This window comes from Murdochiella massiliensis (assembly GCF_900059565.1).
In the GTDB taxonomy this organism is placed as follows: Bacteria; Bacillota; Clostridia; order Tissierellales; family Peptoniphilaceae; genus Murdochiella; species Murdochiella massiliensis.
This window is the reverse complement of record NZ_FIZW01000002.1, coordinates 1,161,911-1,183,006: the sequence shown is the minus strand read 5'-3', so window position 1 is coordinate 1,183,006 and position 21,096 is coordinate 1,161,911. Positions and strand designations below refer to the sequence as shown.

Below are 21,096 nucleotides of genomic sequence, written 5' to 3'. Positions count from 1 at the left end.
TTCCAGACCATTAAAGGCACAGAAGGCTTTAATGGTCGTAAAAAACAGTACTATTCATTAACTTTTGTTTTTTTCAGCTGATAATAATGAATGCTCAACGTAGTGATGTGAAGATACCATTTGTTGTTTCGTATCACTGACCCTGACTGGCGTGAGTTTATTCCGTTTGCCAGGTTTCGGTATGGTATGCGTGACTCTGACTGGCGTGCATTTGTTCTATTAAGCAAGATTTAATGAACGAAAAGCATGGTTTATGTGTCCTATCCGACAAATCTTATCCTTGATCTTGTTTTTTGCTTTTTGGGACACAGCTTCCTTCGATAAAGCCGGAGAGATGTATCCTTTTTTTCGTTTTTCAAAATTCGGGATACAAAGCTCATGCTTCTATAGCTAAATTCGTGTCCCTTTTTACACTTTTCGCATTTTTAGAAACAATATACGGCAATCTCCTAATCGCCAAATGAATTGTCAAGGCAGAAATAGACGTTTCTACAACATCATGGCGACAAGGCAACAAAAAGGAGCCGGCCGCAGGCCGGCGATTCAGAACGCCGCCGAAGGCGGCTCCTCTTCGGTTAACGCGCCGCCAGCAACGGTTCCAGCGGCGCTCCACTTCTTCACCCTGGCTGGCATGCGTTGTTTCTCACAGCCAGGGCTCGACAGAGCGTGTTTGCCCCTGGCTGGCACGCATTGTTTTTCGCAGCCAGGGTTCCGCAGAAGTGAAGAGGCCCTGGCTGGTACATGTTGTTTTTTGTAGCCGGGGTTTCGCAGACGTGAAGAGACCCTGGCTGCGATGCGGCGTTTTTTCCAGCCAGGGCCGAAAGGGGCAGATCGACCCTGGCTGCCTATATTTTGTCTCTCCAGCCGGGATTTAGCTAAAAAATTGACCCTGGCTGCGACACTTACTCCGCTCAGCCAGGGTGGCTCATAATTTATAAGCCAAACTGCGCCGCCATCACCATTCCAAGCGGCGCTCCGCTTTCAAACCCGCGCCGCCAACGGCATTCCAAGCGGCGCACCGCCTAAATACAGCGCCGCTACACACGCAACCTGAACAGCACCGTTACGAACACAGAAGGTATGCACAGAGTGCGCTCATCGTGTATACTTATTGCATAGCGACGCTCGCATGGGCGCCGAAAAGAGAGAGAGGAACAGATGAAACAAAAACGATTACTCCTCGCCCTGGCACTGACCGGCGTCGTGCTCACTGCCTGCACCAGCAATCCCGGCTTTGAGCTGGTCGACGTCCATCGAGAAGAAAGCAGTGCCGGCAAAGAAGAAACCAAAACGATAACGGAAATCATGGAACAAGAATTTCCGGTTACCACCGAAGTGGATGCATCCATCCCGGCGGGCGAATATAAAATTGTGCAAAAAGGCGAACGCGGAAAGAGCAAAATCACCTACGAGGTGCAATATCGCGATGGCCGTGAAGTCGGGCGCAAAGCGCGTGCCGAAGAGGTGTTGAAAAAACCGATAGAAGCCATTGTGAAGATTGCGCCCACGCCGGATCATGACGAAATCGGCGCCCGCGAAATTATCGGCTATTCCCAGCCAAAAGCGAGTAAATACGTAAAGCCGGCCGTCATCACCACGACCTCCACGCCGTCCGAGCTGGTTCTGCGCATCTTAGCCGACAGCAAAGCACTCGAAAAAGACGACAGAAACGCGGACGAAAGCTCCTCGCGTTCATCTTCCTCGAAAGCGCAATCGTCGAGCGTTCCCGAGATTCGCATCGTCCCGATGGATCCCGATGAAAAGCCGATAGAGCCTCAACCGCCCTCCTCAAGCAAACCGCCGGCCCAAACCGAAGAACCCACGCCACCTGAGTCGCAGCCAAGCGAGACGGAAGAGCCTACGCCACCCGAAAAATCCGAAGAAACGGAAGAACCTGCACCGCCCGAAGTCTCCGAATTTGTACCGAACATCGTCGAATAAACGCTGCAATAGCCGGCAAGTTATTGCACGACCGTAAGCGTGTATCGCGACGGTCACGCGCATGAGCACAACGCGCATGAGCACAAGTCGATTCCAGGAAATCGATGTTGGCAGTAAGGATGTAGCGGTATTAGATTACTTTCGCCACGTGAATCAGGCAACGCGAACCGAAACAACTCTTTCTCCAATCAAAAAACAGCACGGCCAAGCCGTGCTGTTTTTCTTATGCTTTTACGCAGATGCGCAATGCGTGATTAACGATATAGATGCGACAGATCCTTCAGCTCAAAGTTCGGATCATAGCTCGTATCTTTAGCGCCCCAGACGACTTCCCAATAGAGACGTCCGTCTTCCGCCGAAAACACACTGATACCAACATGCGTATACTTGGGGTTTACCACGGTGTGCTGATGCGGAGCATGATTCATCAATCCATCAATGAAATCCTGCGCAGAGGGAACCGAAGCAACCGATTCGCCCATGGCGGTATACATGCCCTTTCTCTGGAACTCTTCCGTATACTTCAACCCATCCGGACGAATGTGCGACATCAGTCCCGTCGCTTCACGCGCACGCGACTTCGCCAACTTCGCCAAAACGGGATCAATGGAGACCGGCGTTGCGCCGTATGCCGCACGCTGCTCATTCAACAGCTTCAACACGCGATCAATCTGCCCATCTTCATAGGTTCCCTTAAGAATATGACGATAGGAATTATCAATGTTAGGATCGTTGAAGTTACCGCCGAAGTAGAAACTCCACGCACCGTTATACTTGGCAAGACCGATTGCGGTAATCGTGCCCGATCCGCCGTTGTTGAGATATACGCGATTCAGATTGCCCATCAAATCCGGATCATAACCGAAAAGGCCTGATACGCGATAATACTCATCGCCCGACCAATACTGTCCGCCCGTCGGCAACATCCCTGTCTTCTGCGCAAACATTAGGCGATATGCCGCCTCAATGCTCAAGTTCGGATCATACGTTAACGGTTTTAAGCCGGCATCCTTACGCAGCGAATTGAGTTTAGCGACAAACTCGGTTGCGCCTTCCGTCGACATATCCGATTCAAGCGTTTTCAATGCCTCTTGCACAACCGTCGGTAGTTTCGTTACATCGACCACGCGACCGGGCTTCTTTTCCTGCGGATAGCCGGGATTCTCATCCTGACCGCCCAACGTCTTGTTCAGACTCGTCAGGTTGTTTTCACTGATGGTACCGATACCGCCCATGGTGTAGAGCGTTGCAAGGACTTTGTTCTCCTTAAGATAGCTCGCCACATCGCTGGAAGTCTGATCTTTACGTACCAGAAGAATCGGCGCGTTCAGCTGCTGCGCTGCCGAGCTCGCAGACAAGGCATCCGAGAAGACCTCTCCACTCGCCAGGAACGCCTGCTTGGCATCGGCAAAGTTCTGCTTCGCCACTGCTGCGCTGACTTCATAGCGGTTTGCGCCTGTAATGCGCGTCGGCGTCGAACCCGTTAAGCGCTGAAGCGTATTGGCATACGACTCCGGAACGGAGCCCGGACCGCCGATGATTTCACACGCCACGTTACCCAACGTCTTGACGTAATTTTGAATTGCTGTCGGGAACTGCGCGCCGACCAGTAAAACGGCCGCGTTCTTTTTATGCGCATACGGCGCTGCCACCAACGCATCGGAATAAACCTGACCGGTCGTCACCACAATGCGATCGACTTTGCCGCAATATTTTGCCGCATTGGCACTTACTTCGTAACGGTCACGTCCACCGACACGAATCGGCGTCGTTCCCGTCAGACTTTGTACACTTGCAGCGACACTCTCGCTGACCGATCCCGTACCGCCCATAATGTAGACCTGTGACGGCTTCAGGTTCTTCAACACCTGAATGGTAGCCGCCGGCATGGCGTCCTTTTTGGTGTAGAGAATGGGATACTTGCCTTGGGAAATATTGGTCGAACTGATGGCATCCGCAAACGCCATGTCATTGACCAAAATCACCTTATCCGCTTTCTTTCCTTCCGTAAAGAAGGTGTCGCTTACCTTTTTCGCTACGTCTTCACGGCGTGCGCCATCCAGACGCTGAATCTGAAATTTCTCGGCCACCGCTCCGGCACCCGGCGCAAAGACGCTCGTTAACGTCAGTGCCGCGCCCAAGGCGAAGGCCAACAAGCTTATTTTTCGTTTTGCTTGCATGGGCTCTCCTTTCACTCTTCGATAAAAAAGGGGAGATTCTTTCGAACCTCCCCCCTTTGAGGTTGCTCCACGTATTGGACAACCCTCTTCATTCACACCAATAGCAGTGCGTTATTCAACCCTGATTACTTGCGTTTTTTGGAGGCAACAAAGGCACCAGCAGCAAGTACAGCGGATCCGGCATACGCCAGAACAGCGATGTCACCGGTCTTCGGAGCGACTTTCTTCTCGTCTTTCTTGTCTTCCTTCTTGTCTTCCGGTTTTACGTCCGGTTTGTCTTCCGGTTTTACGTCCGGTTTGTCTTCCGGTTTTACGTCCGGTTTGTCTTCCGGTTTTACGTCCGGTTTTTCATCCGGCTTCGGCGCATCCGTATTCTGCGATTCGGAATCTTTCGGTTCCATGGTCTCTTCGTCGCCGAGGATATCATGGTACTGTTTCAGGATTTCTTCGCCAAGGTTCAGCTTCTTCACCGTCTCAGGCAGGAGAACTTCCTCATCATAAACCAGTTTTGCCAGCCAGTAAGCGACATAATCTTTCGCGGCCAGTTCAGCCAATTTCGGATTGGTTTCGCCCTTGATCATTTCTTCCGTTGCTTTTCTCTGGAAGGTCTTGATCTTGTCCAGCTCAACTTTTCTCAGATTGAGTTCGTCTTCCAGCGTTTCCATATCCTGGAAAGCTTGAGCCCAAGCAAGCTGAGCGGCTTTCTCGGCATCTTCCGCTTCTTTCAACAGAAGATCCTTATAAGCCTTCGTCTGGTTCAACTGAACTAACTCATCCTTTTTGAGTTCGATGCTCTTTGTATACCATTTATCGTGTTTGTTGAGTTCTTCAATTTTATTATCTTGGAACCATTTCAGAGCATCCTTAAGTTTCTGCGCCAGGGCACCGTTGTCAGTGTTCTCTTTTTCAGCAATCTCAATGGCACGTCCATAGGCTTTCTCATCTTCAAGCGTATTTCCGAGTCCTTCAAACTTCTCGGCATAGTCAAGCTCTAACGTATCCTTGTGATCGCGATTCTCTTTTTGCTTTTTCGTCCAATAATCAATCTGGTTATTAGCCGCATCAATCGCCTGCTGCGCTTCAATAACCTCAAGCTTCGCATCCTTTACTGCGTCTTTAGCCTCAGCCCATTCTTTTGCTTTCTTGGCTTCGTCCTTCTTGGCATCGTCGAATTTCTTCTGCGCTTCTTTAACTACTTCTTGCTGCGCAGTGATAATCTTTGCATATGCCTCAGAAGAGGTCAGACCCTTCACTTCCGTAGCGGTGGGGGCGGCCAAAACCGGGGTGGCTACTGCGCCTAATGCCAATGCACTGGCCAGCGCCAAAGCAACAATACGTTTCGTTTTCATAGTTTTTCCTCCGTAATAAGTTCAACCTGCTTTACACATCAACTGCTATGGTTGTGCATGTAATCCGTGAAGCTCCGAAATCTCTGAAACTTCTTGATTTACAAGCTGATAATACCAATTCACTGTAGCCTTGTCAACGGGTAAAGTGCGTTTCGGGACAATTTTATTACAAAAAAGTAACGACCGGGGCTACTTTTTTTGTTTTTTGTGCCTTTTATTCCTTTCCGAGCCTTTGTTTCAGGTCTTTATGGGCGTTGCCTCCTTTATACCTTTATGTGCGTTGCCATCCTTTATTAGAGAAGCACGAGTGTAAAAGATGCACGAGCGGCGTCCTATGTTGCCGACAACTACGGGCGCATCGTCGGCGGAAGAAAGTCGGTAAAGGTCATCTTGCCGGTCTTCTTTTCTTTGCCATGGTAGTATGTGACGTCGACGGTGTCGCCTTTTTTGTACTTGAGCAAGAGGGTTTTGAGGGTGTTCATGGATTCGACGGGATCGCCATTGATGGCCACAATGATGTCGTAGGCTTCGATGCCCATGTTGGCGGCAGGAGAGCCGGCGACTACGTCACGCACAACGACGCCGCTGTCGGTCGGCAGGCCTTGTACTCCGCTGGCGGCGACCAGTTTGGTGTTGGTGCCGTTGATGCCCATATACAGCGGGGTGTAGGTTCCGTCGGCGACGATCTTGTCGACGATGGGCTTTACCGTCGAAACCGGAATAGCGAAGCCGATGCCGTCGGCTGAGGCGGGCTTGGCGGTGTTGATGCCGATGAGTTCGCCTTTGGCGTTCAACAGCGCGCCGCCGGAATTGCCGCCGTTGATGGCGGCGTCGGTCTGGATGAGGCCATCCATAATGTTGCCGTCCTGCAATGTGATGGAGCGATTGAGGCCGGAGATGTAGCCGGACGTCAGAGTGGATTGCAGATCAAGGCCCAACGGGTTGCCGATGGCGACGGCCTTATCCCCTACCTGCACCGTTTTGGCATCCCCGAAGGTAATGGCCGGCAAGTTTTTCTTTTCGACTTTGATGACGGCTAAGTCGAGTGTGGGATCCGCCCAGAGTACGTTCGCTTCGGCCTCTTCGCCGTTGGACAGGCGCACCTGCACGGTTTTGGCGTTGCCGCCGTTGACGACGTGGGCATTGGTTAAAATGTAGCCGTCCGGGGAGACGATGACACCGGAGCCTACGGATTCGCTGTATTGCGGCGTTCCATAAAGGAAGGGATTGTCGCTGAAGCTTTTAGAGACGGTGGTGATGCCGACAATGGAGGGAATGGTCTTGGCCGCAATCGCGTTCTCGACGGTGGTGCTTCCTTCCTTTAAAGAGATATTCACGTTGCTGTTGGCTGCCGTGCCGGCTGTCTGTACTTCCTGCTTCGGCAGGGGTACATTTCCGGATGCTACGAGCGCCGCGCCGCCGCCTGCGCCTAACAATGCGCTGCAAATTACTATGGCAAGGGTGCGTGCCGCGTGTCCTTTCGGCCGGTAATTGCGTGCAATTTCTTCACGCACAATGCGCCGTGTCGTTGCTTCTTCGTGGTCGCGCGCGTGCTGTTCATGAGCAAACTGCTCGTGATCGGGCTCGTGGGCGTATGCGTGTTGTGCGGGATGCTCGTTCCCGTGGTCGATTTCGGCTGCGCGGCGGCTGTCTTCGGTGGCACGACGGGCGTCTTCGGTGGCACGACGGGCGTCTTCGGTGGTGTGATGAGCATCCTCGGCGGCACGATGGGCGTCCGCAATGTTATTGTTCGGACGATCAAAGCCTTCATTCGCTTGTCCGTTGTGTTCAAAACGATCCTGATCGTTCATGGTGTTTCCTCCTTCTCTCGCGGCGGCAACCGGCCTGCTCTTCGCGTTCGGCCACGTGCGCCACGTTTTTTTATATTCGTTATGTAGCCTACCGAACGGCTTTGAAGGAAATATGTTACATCATTGGTACACAAAGTGCCGCGATGGAAGGAGGAGCGCCGCTCGGTGCGATGGTGGCGGCGCGGTTTCATGTGGTGCGCCGCTCGGCGCGGCGTTGGCGGCGCGGTTTCATGTGGTGCGCCGCTCGGCGCGACGTTGGCGGCGCGGTTTTGCCTCGCAGAATATGTGAAACCCTGGCTTGACGAAATGCAGTGCCGTTGCCAGGGTCAATTTTTGAGAAAAAACCTGGCTGGCAGAAAAGAAGTATGACAGCCAGGGTTGGTTTTTAGCCCAAAGCCCTGGCCAGTGACAAGAACGTTTTGCAGCCAGGGGCGATTTTTGCGACGAAACCCTGGCTGAGTGAAGCGAAAAGTCATCGCCAGGGTTTCTTTGTTCTTGCCAAGCCCTGGCTGTAGAAAATAATGTATGCCAGCCAGGGGCGGTCACGCTATCTTGAGCCCTGGCTGCATGAAATGGCACATACCAGCCAGGGGCGGTCACCATTCTTCGATCCCTGGCTGCAAAAAATGGCGTATGTCAACCAGGGGCGAGTGCCTTATTTTGACCCTGGCAAAGGGATAAAACTTTTGCCAGCCAGCGTTGAGCGCCGCAGGAAGTGGCGCTATCGGACCAGTTGCAAGAGTGTGCGCCGCTCAAACCGTTTCTGGCGGCGCAGTTATAGAATGGATGCCGCCTTCGGCGGCATTCCCAAACCGCCGGCCAGAGGCCGGCTCCTTATCTTTATAGAAGGGAATCATTGAAAAAGACGAAGCCCCTCTACACATGCTCGTGATCCTGTAGAGGGGTATTGCCAAAAAAGGCGAAAACCCTCCACCCTCGCTCGCGATTCGGTAGAGGGGTATTGCCGAAAAACGCGAAACCACTCTACCCTCGCTCGCAATCCGATAGAGGGGTATTGCCGAAAAACGCGAAACCACTCTACCCTCGCTCGCAATCCGATAGAGGAGTATTGCCGAAAAATGCGAAACCACTCTACCCTCGCTCGCGATTCGGTAGAGGGGTATTGCCGAAAAACGCGAAACCACTCTACCCTCGCTCGCGATTCGGTAGAAGGGTATTGCCGAAAAATGCGAAACCACTCTACCCTCGCTCGCGATTCGGTAGAAGGGTATTGCCGAAAAATGCGAAACCACTCTACCCTCGCTCGTGATTCGGTAGAGGGGTTTCGCGATAATTGCAAAACAAACACGATTTCGGTGACACACGATGAAAAATAAAGCGGTGCGCCGCTGGAATCGCCGTTGGTGGCGCAGTTAAGAAAGCGGAGCCGCCTTTGGCGGCGTTTTCATACCGCCGGCCGTAGGCCGGCTCCTTCTTGGCGCCGCAATTATATTAAGCGGCGTCCAACCGCCGACCGCAGGTCGGCACCGCCTTTCTACGATGGCGGTGGAATCGCCATCTCAGCAAACTACCACCATCGCCAACCGAAAAAACGATGGTGGTAGTATCGCCATTTCGGCAAACCACCACCATCGCTATGAGCGTATAAGCAAAAACCTCAACGTTTCCGCTTCCAAAAGAACTTTGCCCACCACATTCACCGCAAAGCTGCCCCGTCCGCGAGTCGCCTCTTCGACGAGTCGCGTCCGTTGCAATAGGCGATACAGCGAGGCTACGAAGAGAAGCCAGCACGAGCGGACGGCACAGCTTTGCCTTGGCGAAGAGAAGCAAGCGACGAGCGGACGGCACAGCTTTGCCTATCGCGCTAATCGAAGTAATTCACGACGCATACGGCGGCGCAGACGATACAGGCCGTCCAGAAGGCGATGGATTTGCTCAAGCATGGGCATGAGCGTGCGAGAAAGGATAAAGGGATCCTTCTCCTCTGCCGGTAACGTCACCTCCGGCACATCAAGGTGTCCCATCTCAGCCACAATATCACGAAAAACGGGATGCCGATGGATTTCTCCGAGCACGGCATCCAAACTTGCTGCGTGACGCAACATACGCTTGCGCCATAAGTGCTGCTTGCCGGCATTGGTCAGCGGCGACAGATGGGAAGTCGCAACACGATGTGGACGATCCAGGCTCTCCTGAATGTGCTCCATTTCTTGGCTCAACTCAGAAATGAGCACATCCACCTCATCAAGGCGTGCAACAAGCCACGCCTTCTCATCACTGACCTCAGCATGAAATCGCTCGAGATCCTGACGCCGTTCCGCCTCCTTCGCACGGTTCGGAATACTGCGTGCAACTTGCTGCCAGCGTCGATGCGGACGGTTGGTTAATCGATTCATGGAGTCCTCCTTTACAGTTTCGTGACCGGCTTTAACAGCCTGCCGCAGCCTCATCCACGATGAGCGTCACGTTGGGATGCAGAAGCGCAAGGGTTACGGGACAGGAGGTGGTCACCTTGTGTCCGTCCAACAGGCGTGCAACAGCTTCGCGCTTGTCTTCACCGTTGGCTAAAATCAACAGATGCTTAGCCTGCATAATGGTGCCCATGCCGCTGGAAACGGCGCGTTTCGGCACGTCCTCAAGGGAAGAGAAAAAGCGTGCATTGGCTTCGCGCGTGGACGGCGTCAACGATACCGTCGAGGTGAAAAACGACAGTTCCTCCGTAGGTTCGTTGAAGGCGATGTGGCCGTTTCGACCAATGCCCAAAACCTGCAGGTCAATTCCGCCGGCACGGCGAATACGCGCATCATAAGATTCTGCGCATTCTTCAATGGCATCATACTCCTCATCCGGAAAATGAATGCGATCCGGGGAAAGGTTCACCTTACCGAAAAGATTCTCGTACATAAAGGTATGGTAGCTTTGCGGATGATCCTTCGGCAGATCCAGATACTCGTCCAGATTAAATGTCGTCACGTGCTGAAAATCGAGGCCACCCTTCTGATGAGCCTCCACCAGATGTTCATACAGACCGATCGGTGTGGATCCGGTCGCCAAGCCCAAAACGGCATCCGGTTTTTCCCGAATCAGGGCTTCCACAATGACCCCGGCAACACGGCTCATTTCGTCATAATCCTTGGTTTTAATGACCTGCATAGATCCCTCCTTATTATTTGCGTTACTCTTTTATCTTGCTGACGGCGGTAAAACCCGGACAATGGTTCCTCCGCCAAGTACCGTATCTCCCTGATAAGCTACCGCTGCTTGACCGGGCGCGATGGCGCGCTGCGGAGCATCAAACATAACTTCAACAACACTTCCAAAGGCGCTTTCTCCGACGGCGTTTCCGAAAGAGGCGTCCTCTTCATGCGGAGCCGATTCATTTCCTCTTCCCATGTGGAAAATGGATCCGGAAGTCTCCTTTGCACCTAAGCCCTTCACCTCGTCCGGTGACAGGATGCGAAGAACTGCCGGCTGGTCTTTGGCGTTGTAGCGTATTTTAACCGTCGCGCGGATGGGTTCACGGGGCACTTCCCCGATCCAGTTCCAATCCGCCGCAAGAAGCGAATCCGCCATCAACTGCGTTTTTGTGCCGACGCAGACGCGATTTGTCGCCATGTCTTTGTCGATCACATAGAGCGGTTCCTTTGCCGCGATGCCAAGACCGCGACGCTGACCGATGGTATAGCCCACCGCGCCGTGATGCTTGCCGAGGACGTTTCCCTCGGAATCCACCAAATCCCCATCAGAATAGGTTTGTCCCGTATAGCGCGAAAGAAACGAAACATAATCGCCATCCGGAACGAAACAGATGTCCTGAGAGTCGTGCTTACGCGCGTTGATCAGGCCATGCGCTTCGGCAATCTCACGTACACGCTGCTTTTCATATACCCCCACCGGAAGCAGGGTATGCGCCAATGTTTCCGAATCAAAAGAATAAAGTGCATAACTTTGATCTTTGTGGTGATCTACACCGCGCTTCAGACGATACACGCCGTTTTCCTCAACCACGCGTGCATAATGTCCGGTGGCAACCGCTTCACAGTCAAGTTCGCGGGCGCGCTTGAGCAAATGGTCAAACTTGAGGTAGCGATTGCAGTCGATGCATGGATTCGGCGTCCATCCCCGTTCGTAATAGCGGACAAATTTCTGAATGACTTTTTCTTCAAATTCCGGGGAAAAATCAAACACATAGTATTCCATGCCCAACGTGTGGGCAACATGACGGGCATCTTCCACGTCGTCCAGACTGCAGCAGGTATGACCGGAATGGGCGACCAGCTCGTTTTCATACAGGCGCATGGTTACGCCGACGCATTCATAGCCCGCTTCCTGCAACAATACCGCTGCCACGCTGGAATCCACGCCGCCGCTCATGGCAACCAAAACACGCTTTTTCATGCGTTTCTCCTTGCACAACACGCGCGAAGCGCTTCTACAACATAGTCCACCTCTTCGCGCGTCGTTTGCGCGCCGAGCGAAAAACGAAGGGCGCTGCGACGACGTTCCGGCGCGACATCCAGCGCACGAAGGACGTGACTTTCGACATTGGCTCCCGCCTGGCAAGCCGAACCGGCAGAAGCGGAGATGCCTCGCCGTCCCAACTGCGCGAGAAGCACATCCTGAGATATACCTGCAACGGTGACGTGAACCATACTCGGCAGGCAATTTTCACGCGCAACCGTAAGTGTCACTCCGGGAATGGTGGAAAGACCGTCCGCCAACATACCGCCCAGCTCCGTCAATCGGTTCTCCACCTCGCGGTGATGCAAACGACTGACTTCCATTGCCTTCGCCATGCCGATGAGACCGGCCACATTGGTCGTCCCGGCACGAAGCCCGCGCTCCTGCGGACCACCGAGAAGGAAGGGTGCCGGAATAACCGGATGTCGGGCGATGAGCAGACCGACGCCTTTCGGTCCGCCGAATTTATGTGCCGAAATCGACAGCATATCGACGTCCCATTGTTGGAGGTCGATGGGCAGATGCCCCGCCGCCTGCACGGCATCCGTATGAAAAAGAATGTGTCGTTTTCCCTCATATGCACGAATCGTCTCGGCCAGCTCAGCAATGGGCTGAATCGTTCCCACTTCATTGTTGACGGCCATGATGGATACCAGGACGGTTTCCGGGCGCAGCGCCGCTTCCAGAGCGGATGGCGTGATGATGCCGGAAGATCCCGGATGCAAAAGCGTCACGTCCGCCAGCTGTCTCTTCTCCAAAAACTGAAGGGGCGCAAGAATGGCTTCGTGTTCCATTTCCGTCGAAATGATGTGCGGTTTTTGCGTCGACAAGAGCTCTTCGGCATGCGGTTTTTGTGTCGACAGGAACTCTTCGGCATAACGAAGCCCCGTCCAAATCGCCTGATTGTCCGCCTCCGTAGCGCCGGACGTCAACACCAGTTCCCTGGGTTCAACGTTAAACAGAAAGGCCAGCTGCTCGCGCGCCTTAATGGTGTCCCAATGGATGGCGCTTCCCATCGGATGAGTGCTGCTTGGATTAGCAAAACGATCCTGAAAATACGGGACCATCGCCTCCACCACCTCTTCCGACATGGGGGTGGTCGCCGCATAATCCATATATATGGAAGGAATGCTGTGTTCTGCGCTCATGGTCATCCTTTCGCTCCAATAGAAAAACGGAGGCGATTTCCCGCCTCCGTCCGCTTCGTGTACAATCGTTTCGGTTATTCTTCTTCGGCTTCTTTTTCTTCTTCGCCAACAACCGGAACATCCGCCGCTTCGGTGGACTCTTCCTCTGTCTCTTCTTCCACAGCTTCTTCCTGCGGCTCATTGAGGGAGGCGACCGGTTCGTTCTCGTCGACGAGAACGTTGACCTTTTCGTTCTTGGATACATCAAGGTCGGCGATAGTAATGACGTCTCCGATCTGCATATTCTCGACGTCGACTTCCGCCTGTGCCGGAATATCGCCCGGCAAGCACTCGACTTCAATTTCGTCGATCATCTGCAACAGAATGGAGGGCTGAACGCGAATTTCGTCGCGATGCAGCAGCACCACCGGAACCATCAGGCGAACGGCTTCATCCATGCGGACGCCCTGGAAATCAACATGCAGGACTTCGTTACGATACGGATGTCTCTGCACTTCTTTAATGAGCACCTTTTTTGTGTCGCTATCGACGACAAGGTCTACCAGGCTGGACGAGCCCGCTTTGTTATAAACATGGGCAAACTCCAGGTCTTTGACCTGAACCAGCTCATTCTCTTCCCCTTTTTGGTAAATGACCGCCGGGATCTGTCCCGCCGCGCGTAATTTATCCACCCGGTTTTTGCCGGATCCTTCACGCTTCATCGCGTTTAATTTGTACTCCGTCATGCTTCCTCCTTAAATACTACACATATAGCGTCATTATAATGCGAAAAACGGGATAGTTCAACACTTCACCCTGCTTCCCGCTATTTTTCGTCTTTTTTGAGGTCAAGTCCGACCGATTCTTGCCGGCAATGCGATTGCCGACTGTCGTATGCGTGACTTTGTTTCCGCTTGCGCTACTGGGCACTCGTTGTGTTGCCGGCATCTTTTGCGGAAGGCTGTGACTCGCCGTCATCCTTTGTGGTGGATTCTTCGCCGGCCGCCTGGGCAAGGGCGGAGCGCAGGGCATCCCGAAATCCTTCGCTTGTGCGGGTCGCTCCGGAGATGGTATCCACATCCGCCGTATTTTCTTTGGTTGCCTGTTCCACGAGTTTATCCAGCGCTTTGCCGCCGATTTGCGGGGTCTCCTGGTGTTCCAAAATCTTCATTTCGTAGATCTTTCCGCTCTCATCAATTGTTACGGATAGACGAATCGGTGTTTCTTTGGCATTGCCCTGTCCGGTTCCTTCATACGTTCCGGCCTTGAGCTTTTTTCCGGATCCGCAGGAGGTGAAAAGGAGTGCGCAGGCAACAAGGGCAAGACAGGCAATACGTTTTTTCATTCTTCTTTCCTTTCCGTTGAAGCAGCTACGCGCGAAAACGTGCTTCCTTCCCGGACAGCCGGATCACTGCGTCTTGTGACAGGCGCTGTCCTTCGCCGTCCCGCCGATGCGGCGGCAGCGGAGTTGCCAAGAATGACGCGGCAAAATTCTTCGTTGGTTTCGGTATTTTTCATCAGACGCACAAACTGTTCCATGACGGCGGTTTCATCCGCATTGCGCCCTTGTTTGCGCACTTCGACCATCGCGTTCTGTTCTTCTTTGGTCAGCAGCAAATCCTCTCGGCGTGTGCCGGAAGAGAAAATATCAATGGCCGGGAAAATGCGCATTTCGGAAAGGTTGCGAGAGAGATGTACTTCCATGTTACCCGTTCCCTTAAATTCCTCATAGATCATGTCGTCCATGCGTGAGCCCGTATCTTTAAGGCAGGTTGCCAGGATCGTCAGGCTTCCGGCGTCCCGGATATTTCGGGCGGCTCCGAAGAACTTTTTCGGCGGGTAGAGGGCTACCGGGTCAAGGCCACCGGAAAGTGTCCGCCCGGAAGGCGTTGTTGTAATGTTATAGGCTCGCGAAAGGCGCGTCAGGGAGTCAAGCAGAATCATAACGTCCTGGCCGCTTTCCACCAGGCGTTTGGCACGTTCCAACAATTCCTCCGCCGTGCGGGTGTGATTCTGTGCCTGTTTATCAAAAGTCGAGGCGACGACTTCGGTGCGAATCGCATCGTCAGCTTTTCGCATACGGTTGACGCTCTGCTCAAAGTCCGTCACTTCTTCAGGGCGCTCATCAATGAGCAAAATGAACAGATACACTTCCGGATAGGTCACTTCAATAGCCTGGGCGATGGATTTGAGCAGTGTCGTTTTGCCGGCTTTGGGCGGCGAAACGATGAGTCCGCGCTGTCCGCGTCCCACCGGCGCAACCAAGTCGACAATGCGGTTGGAAATTCCCTCCGGAACGGTTTCCAGCCGCAGGCGTTCATCCGGATAAATGGGCGTTAAGTCATCAAATTCCATACGCCGCACGTAGCTCGTCGGATTCGTGCCGTTGACGGCGTTGATGTAAATGATGGGGGCATACTTATCTTTATCGTGGGCATCGCCGACGATGCCTTCGATGATGTCGCCGCTTTTCAGATTGAATCGCTTAATTTGTACCGCCGGCACATAATAATCCGTTCGGGTACCGTCTTCTTTTTCACCGCGCAAAAAGCCGTAGCCGTCCGACATGACTTCGAGTACGCCGATATCTGCGGGCAGCTCGCGACGTGGTTTCTTGCCGTTGCCGTCCGGAGAAGAAGTTTCTTCCTGTTGGGCATCCGTCGACGTAGGCGCATCAAACGCCGGAATTCGAGACGTCTCTATGGTCGGCGTATCGGTCAATGCTTCAGTCGGAGCGTTTGTCAGCGCATTCATTTCCTCGTTTATTGGTTCGTCGGTCGGTGCGTTTGTTGACACGTTCTTTGGCGCTTTTGCCGATGCAGCTCTTGCTGTTGTCTTCTTTTTTGTAGTTTTCCGTGTCGTCTTTTTCTGCGCGATTTCCCGTGTCGTTTTTTCACTTGTTGCTTCTGAAGCAGTAGCCTCTTTTACTGCGACATTTTTTGCGCCGGTTTTCCTGGTCGCTGTCGATTTGTCTGCTATTGTTTTCTTAGACGTGTCCGTTTCAGCATGGCTAACGCTTTTGCCACGGGTAGAGCCTTTGCTACGGGTAACACTTTCATCATGGGGTGAGCTTTCGCTGCGCGTGACGCTGTCGCCACGGGGTGAACTTTCACTGCACGTGACGCTGTCGCCACAGGGTGAACTTTCACTACGGAGAGTACTTTCGCCGCTTGTTGTTTTGGCTGCATTGCGCTCATCCTGCTCCTGAAGCCAGGAAATCAAGCCGTCTTTACGAAAAGCATAGGCTTTTTTCAAGCCGCGCGATTCCGCCAGTTCTTTTAGCTCTGTTCTTTTCATTGAATAATAGCGATCCAAAGGGTCCTCCGAAAAAAATGAATAAAATAATACGTACCTTATCAGCACGCGAAATGGACTGGCTTAAGTATAGCACGAAAACAGTGTAGACAAATATTTGGTTATGCCTTTTTCATCTCCATTTGTATTGTATTTTTCGATGAAGCCCGGCGCGATTCCATGCGGTGCGCCGCTCAATATGCCGCTGGCGGCGCGGTTTTATGCGGTGCGCCGCTCAATGTGCCGTTGGCGGCGCGGTTATATGCAGTGCGCCGATCAATGTGCCGCTGGCGGCGCGGTTATATAAGTGGATCCGCCTTCGGCGGCGTTTTCAAACCGCCGGCCGTAGGCCGGCTCCTTTTTAATTCGCTGCGGACAAAGCAGTTTCGGATCGCAAGATGCCACGACCCTGGCTGGACGAGACAAAATGCCATAGCCAGGGGAGTTTTTTTGGCACAACCCCTGGCTGGATGAAACAAAGTTTGATAGCCAGGGCTAATTTTTAGAGTAAAACCCTGGCTGGCGAGAAGAAAGTTTGGCAGCCAGGGTCGATCTGAACGCATTGAGCCCTGGCTGGCAAAGGCAAAATGCTGCAGCCAGAATTTCTTTTGTACCTCTGGCCCTGGCTGCGGAAAATAACACGTGCCGGCCAGGATCAATCTCGCGATGTCGAGCCCTGGCTGGCAAAAGCAAATCGCCGCAGCCAGGGTCGTAGATGCTTTCTCTATCCCTGGCTGCGGAATAACACGTGCAAGCCAGGGGCGTGATGCCTTCTCGAACTGTCCCAAAAGTTAAAGTGTCCATCAATCAAGGTCCGACGAAAAGGAGTGCCGCTCGATATGCTGCTGGCGGCGCGGTTCCATGCGGTGCCGCCTTCGGCGGCGTTTCATACTGCCGGCCGTAGGCCGGCTCCTTTTGAAATCACTACTGACAACGCAATGTTAGCGCAGAAAATATTTGCGACCCTGGCTGGGCGAAACAGAGTGCCACAGCCAGGGTCGATTTTTTGGCAGAAACCCTGGCTGGATGAAACAAATTTTGACAGCCAGGGCTAATTTTTGAGACACCCCCCTGGCTGACGAGAAGAAAGTTTGGCAGCCAGGGTCGAACTGAACGCATTTAGCCCTGGCTGCGGAAAATAATTCGCGCCAGCCAGGGGCTTCCACGCCATTTCAAACCCTGGCTGATAGATATAAAATGACCTGGCCAGGGCCGATTGCTGAACACAAACCCTGGCTACAGAAATTAAATCGCGCCAGCCAGGGGCTTCCACGCAATGTCGAGCCCTGGCTGCAGAAAATAATTCGCGCCAGCCAGGGGCGAAACCTGTTATTCAAAGATGTGTTATTCAGAGCCGCCTTCTCGAACCTTGGCAAAGCGCCCAAAGTTCCTCCGGCCGGGGTTCTTCTCCGCAGAGTGGAGCAAAACAAAACGGCAACAAAAAAAGCCGACTTTTGAACTGACCCCAAAAGTTAGACTTTTGGGGTCAGTTCATTTTGCCGACTCCTTTGCCATTTGTTATGCTGTCCTCTTAACGTAACGCGTGCTCTATGCTCTTGTCTTGTATTCCGTCGTTATTCTGCTTTGCCGACCGAACCGAACATTTCGAACTTTTCTTTGACCGTCTCTTTGATGGCGGCCGCGCCGGGCGCTAACAGTTTACGGGGATCAAAGCCTTTGCCCTGTTGATCTTTTCCGGCTTCGATATACTCCCGTGTAGCTTTCGCAAACGAAATTTGGCACTCGGTGTTGACGTTGATTTTGGCGACGCCAAGCGAAATGGCTTTCAAAATCATCTCTTTGGGGATGCCGGTACCGCCATGTAAGACGAGCGGCATATCGCCGGTTGCGTCCTTGATGCGTTGCAGGGCATCAAAGTCGAGGCCTTTCCAATTGGCCGGATAGACACCGTGGATGTTGCCGATGCCGGCGGCTAAAAAGTCAATGCCGAGATCCGCCAAGCGCTTGCATTCTGCGGGATCTGCGATCTCACCCATGCCGACGACGCCGTCTTCTTCGCCGCCGATGGTACCGACTTCGGCTTCGACGGAGATGCCGTGTTCATGCGCCAGGCGCACGATTTCGGTGGTCTTTTCCAGATTCTCTTCGAGCGGAAAATGGGAGCCGTCGAACATGACGGAGGTATAGCCGGCTTCGATGCACTTTTTCGCGCCTTCATAGGTGCCGTGGTCCAAGTGCAACGCAACGGGAACAGTAATGCCCAAGGCCTCATCCATCGCGCGTACCATGGCGGCGACGGTGGTATGGCCTCCCATGTATTTGCCGGCGCCTTCGGAGACGCCTAAGATGACGGGCGACTTGAGCTCCTCTGCGGTTTCCAGAACGGCTTTGGTCCATTCCAGATTGTTAATATTGATCTGTGCGACAGCGTAGTGTTCTTTCGCCGCCTTGATGAGCATTTCTTTGGCCGATACCAGCATGTTTTCCTCCTTTTCGTGTGACGGTTTTGATTCATGTAACGGTTTTTGTGTCTTTTTTCGGCTTGCCGCTCAATCTTCCCGGCAAATCTTTTTTTGTGATGAACGACTTCGTGTGAGGGTTTTTCGAATGTTTCCTACTTTATCGTATCCACTTTCCAAATATCACGCACGTATTCGCGCACGGTACGATCGGATGAGAATTCGCCGCAGTTGGCCAGGTTCATAAGACACTTCTTTGCCCAGCCAAGGCGGTCGCGATACGCGACATCGACGCGCTCCTGCGCTTCAACGTAGCGTTCGAAATCATAGAGCAAATAGTATTCATCCCCGCGTTCGCCATGTTGCGGTGCAACCAACGAATTATAGACATCCAAGAACATATAGGTGCCGTGATCCGACAGACGCTGATCCAACAGATAGTCTACGACTTCCTTAATTTCGGGGTTTTTATGGTAGTATTCGCGCGGGTTATACGAGGAAGCGACGCTTTCCAATTCCTCCACGGTTGCGCCGAAGCGGAAATTGTTCTCTTCCCCGGCATCCGCAAAAATCTCGATGTTTGCGCCATCATACGTACCAAGCGTGGGGGTGGCATTGAGCATGAATTTCATGTTCCCTGTACCGGAGGCTTCTTTTCCTGCTGTAGAAATCTGCTCAGAAATATCCGCCGCCGGGAAGAGCTTTTCGGCGGAACTGACACGATAGTTCTGAACGAAGACGACGCGCAGTTTCTTACGCGTGTCGGGATCGGCATTCACCATCCGGGCAACTTCATTGATGAATTTAATCACGGCTTTGGCGCGGAAGTAACCCGGCGCTGCTTTCGCGCCGAAGATAAAGGTGCGCGGCACCATATCCAGTCCCGGATTCTTTTTGAGCCTGTTGTACAAGTATAGAATATGCAGAATGTTCAGCAGCTGACGCTTGTACTCATGCAGGCGCTTGATCTGGACATCAAAGATGGAGTCAGGATCCAGCGTAATACCTTCGGTACGCACAATGTAGTCCACCAGTTGCCGCTTTTTCTCGGCCTTAATCGCGTTAAGCTCTTCCAGCGTTTCCACATCATCCGCATAGCGTTCGAGTCCCTTTAACAGAGTAAGGTCGTGGTGCCAGGCATCGCTGCCCAGTTTTTTCGTGATGAAGGCGGAAAGTTCGGGGTTGGCATATTGCAGCCATCTTCGTGGAGTTACGCCGTTGGTTTTGTTGCTGAATTTTTCCGGCATGACGGCATACCATTGCTTGAGGGTTTCGTTCTGGAGAATTTGCGTATGAATTTTCGCAACCCCGTTGACCGCAACGGCGCACCAAACCGCTAAATAGGCCATTTCCACGACATTGTCATGGATGATGCGGTAGGTGTCAATCTGTTCTTCGGGCATGCCCTGTTGACGGAACACGGAAATCATCTTCTGGTTGATTTCTTTGATGAGTTCGAGACAGCGCGGGCAGACCTCGTCGACAATGTCGAGGCTCCATTTCTCCAGCGCTTCCTGCAGGACGGTATGGTTGGTGAACGCAAACGTGTGCGTTGCTATGTCATAGGCCTCATCCCAAGAAAGTTCCTCTTCATCAATCAGAATGCGCATCAATTCGGGGATGGCAATCACGGGATGCGTGTCGTTAAGCTGAATGGAATGCAGCGCGGAGAACGAGCGGAAAGTCGTATCCTCGGGGAAATTGACCTTGTAGCGTGCGAGCAGATCCTGGATACTGGCGGAGGTGAAGAAATATTGCTGTTTGAAACGCAACACCTTGCCGGCACGTTGGATATCGTTGGGATAGAGCACGCGGGTAATGTCCTCAGCACGGTTTAATTCGCGCAGGGCGTCATCGTATTGGAAGTTGTTGAAGCGATCAAAATCAAAACCGGACTCGAGCGGTTCGGCTTGCCACAAGCGCAGTGTGTTCACAACGCCGTTTTTGTAGCCGATGATGGGCATATCGTAGGGAACAGCCAGCACGGTTTCGTCGCGAAAGCGCACCAGTTTTGCGTCTTCTTCCCGGCGTTGCGACCAGAAGTCGCCTTTTTTCGTCCAATCGTCGCCTTCTTCGCGCTGAAAGCCGTCGATGAATTTCTGTTCAAAAATGCCTTGGCTGTAGCGCACACCATAGCCCTGCACGGGGTATCCTTCGGTTGCCGCAGAGTCGATAAAGCAGGCGGCAAGGCGTCCGAGGCCGCCGTTTCCGAGAGCAGCATCGTCTTCTTCGTCTTCGAGCTGTTCAAAGTCGATGCCTACGTCGTTCAGGATCGCTTTTACTTCATCCAGAATGCCTAAGTTGAGTAAATTGTTGCCCAACGCTCGGCCGACCAGAAATTCGGCGGAAAAATAGTATTCGTTGCGCATGGTTTTCGTCTTTTCCCGCGTCGCCATCCACGAATCGGAAATCTGGTTCATGATGGTTTGGGAAAGAGCGGCATACTTTTCAAAGGATGATGCCGTTTCGATCGTCTTGCAAAACAAGTGCTTAGCACTTTCGTTCCACTGCTTCAGAAACTGCTCTTTGTCCATGGTTCCTCCTACTTGGCT

Annotated in this window: 13 protein-coding genes; 1 reads left to right on the top strand and 12 read right to left on the bottom strand. The window is 52.9% G+C overall.

Annotation, left to right across the window (positions count from 1 at the left end; all coding sequences use genetic code 11):
• Positions 1–1,158 precede the first annotated feature (1,158 nt).
• On the top strand, positions 1,159–1,941 hold the full coding sequence (locus BN3910_RS06945; RefSeq protein ID WP_066925861.1) for a G5 domain-containing protein: 783 nt from the start codon (positions 1,159–1,161) through the stop codon (positions 1,939–1,941).
• A gap of 254 nt (positions 1,942–2,195) precedes the next feature.
• Here the strand turns inward: BN3910_RS06945 and BN3910_RS06940 are convergent, their stop codons facing one another.
• From BN3910_RS06940 to glgP, 12 genes are all read right to left on the bottom strand, one after another.
• Positions 2,196–4,121 carry a cell wall-binding repeat-containing protein gene (locus BN3910_RS06940; protein WP_066925858.1) on the bottom strand — a complete coding sequence of 642 codons (1,926 nt, stop codon included), beginning with the start codon at positions 4,119–4,121 and terminating at the stop codon, positions 2,196–2,198.
• 125 nt (positions 4,122–4,246) lie between these two features.
• Positions 4,247–5,470, bottom strand: a complete 1,224-nt coding sequence (locus BN3910_RS07930) for a hypothetical protein (RefSeq protein WP_066925855.1) — start codon at positions 5,468–5,470, stop codon at positions 4,247–4,249.
• A gap of 347 nt (positions 5,471–5,817) precedes the next feature.
• Positions 5,818–7,281 carry a S1C family serine protease gene (locus BN3910_RS06930; RefSeq protein ID WP_066925853.1) on the bottom strand — a complete coding sequence of 488 codons (1,464 nt, stop codon included), beginning with the start codon at positions 7,279–7,281 and terminating at the stop codon, positions 5,818–5,820.
• 1,817 nt (positions 7,282–9,098) lie between these two features.
• Positions 9,099–9,638 carry a hypothetical protein gene (locus tag BN3910_RS06920; RefSeq protein WP_066925846.1) on the bottom strand — a complete coding sequence of 180 codons (540 nt, stop codon included), beginning with the start codon at positions 9,636–9,638 and terminating at the stop codon, positions 9,099–9,101.
• A gap of 31 nt (positions 9,639–9,669) precedes the next feature.
• Positions 9,670–10,395, bottom strand: coding sequence for a glucosamine-6-phosphate deaminase (gene nagB / locus BN3910_RS06915; RefSeq protein ID WP_066925843.1), 726 nt, complete (start codon positions 10,393–10,395; stop codon positions 9,670–9,672).
• Positions 10,396–10,425: 30 nt separating this feature from the next.
• Positions 10,426–11,640: a tRNA 2-thiouridine(34) synthase MnmA gene (gene mnmA, locus BN3910_RS06910; protein ID WP_066925840.1), complete on the bottom strand. Its 1,215-nt coding sequence runs from the start codon at positions 11,638–11,640 to the stop codon at positions 10,426–10,428.
• Positions 11,637–12,851 (bottom strand): cysteine desulfurase family protein, encoded by a 1,215-nt coding sequence (locus tag BN3910_RS06905; protein ID WP_066925837.1) that lies wholly within the window; start codon positions 12,849–12,851, stop codon positions 11,637–11,639. The genes mnmA and BN3910_RS06905 overlap by 4 nt, the downstream gene beginning before the upstream one ends.
• Before the next feature lie 74 nt (positions 12,852–12,925).
• Positions 12,926–13,576 carry a 50S ribosomal protein L25 gene (locus tag BN3910_RS06900; protein WP_066925834.1) on the bottom strand — a complete coding sequence of 217 codons (651 nt, stop codon included), beginning with the start codon at positions 13,574–13,576 and terminating at the stop codon, positions 12,926–12,928.
• 173 nt (positions 13,577–13,749) lie between these two features.
• Positions 13,750–14,175, bottom strand: a complete 426-nt coding sequence (locus tag BN3910_RS06895; RefSeq protein WP_066925831.1) for an FMN-binding protein — start codon at positions 14,173–14,175, stop codon at positions 13,750–13,752.
• A complete protein-coding gene (gene rho, locus BN3910_RS06890) occupies positions 14,172–16,145 on the bottom strand; it encodes a transcription termination factor Rho (RefSeq protein WP_066925829.1) in 1,974 nt (657 codons plus the stop codon). Before rho ends, BN3910_RS06895 begins: the two co-directional genes overlap by 4 nt.
• Positions 16,146–17,698: 1,553 nt before the next feature.
• The gene (fba, locus tag BN3910_RS06870) at positions 17,699–18,565 is read right to left on the bottom strand and encodes a class II fructose-1,6-bisphosphate aldolase (RefSeq protein WP_066925817.1); all 867 of its coding nucleotides are present in this window, start codon (positions 18,563–18,565) and stop codon (positions 17,699–17,701) included.
• Between the two features lie 134 nt (positions 18,566–18,699).
• Positions 18,700–21,078, bottom strand: coding sequence for a glycogen/starch/alpha-glucan family phosphorylase (glgP, locus tag BN3910_RS06865; RefSeq protein WP_066925815.1), 2,379 nt, complete (start codon positions 21,076–21,078; stop codon positions 18,700–18,702).
• Positions 21,079–21,096 lie beyond the last annotated feature (18 nt).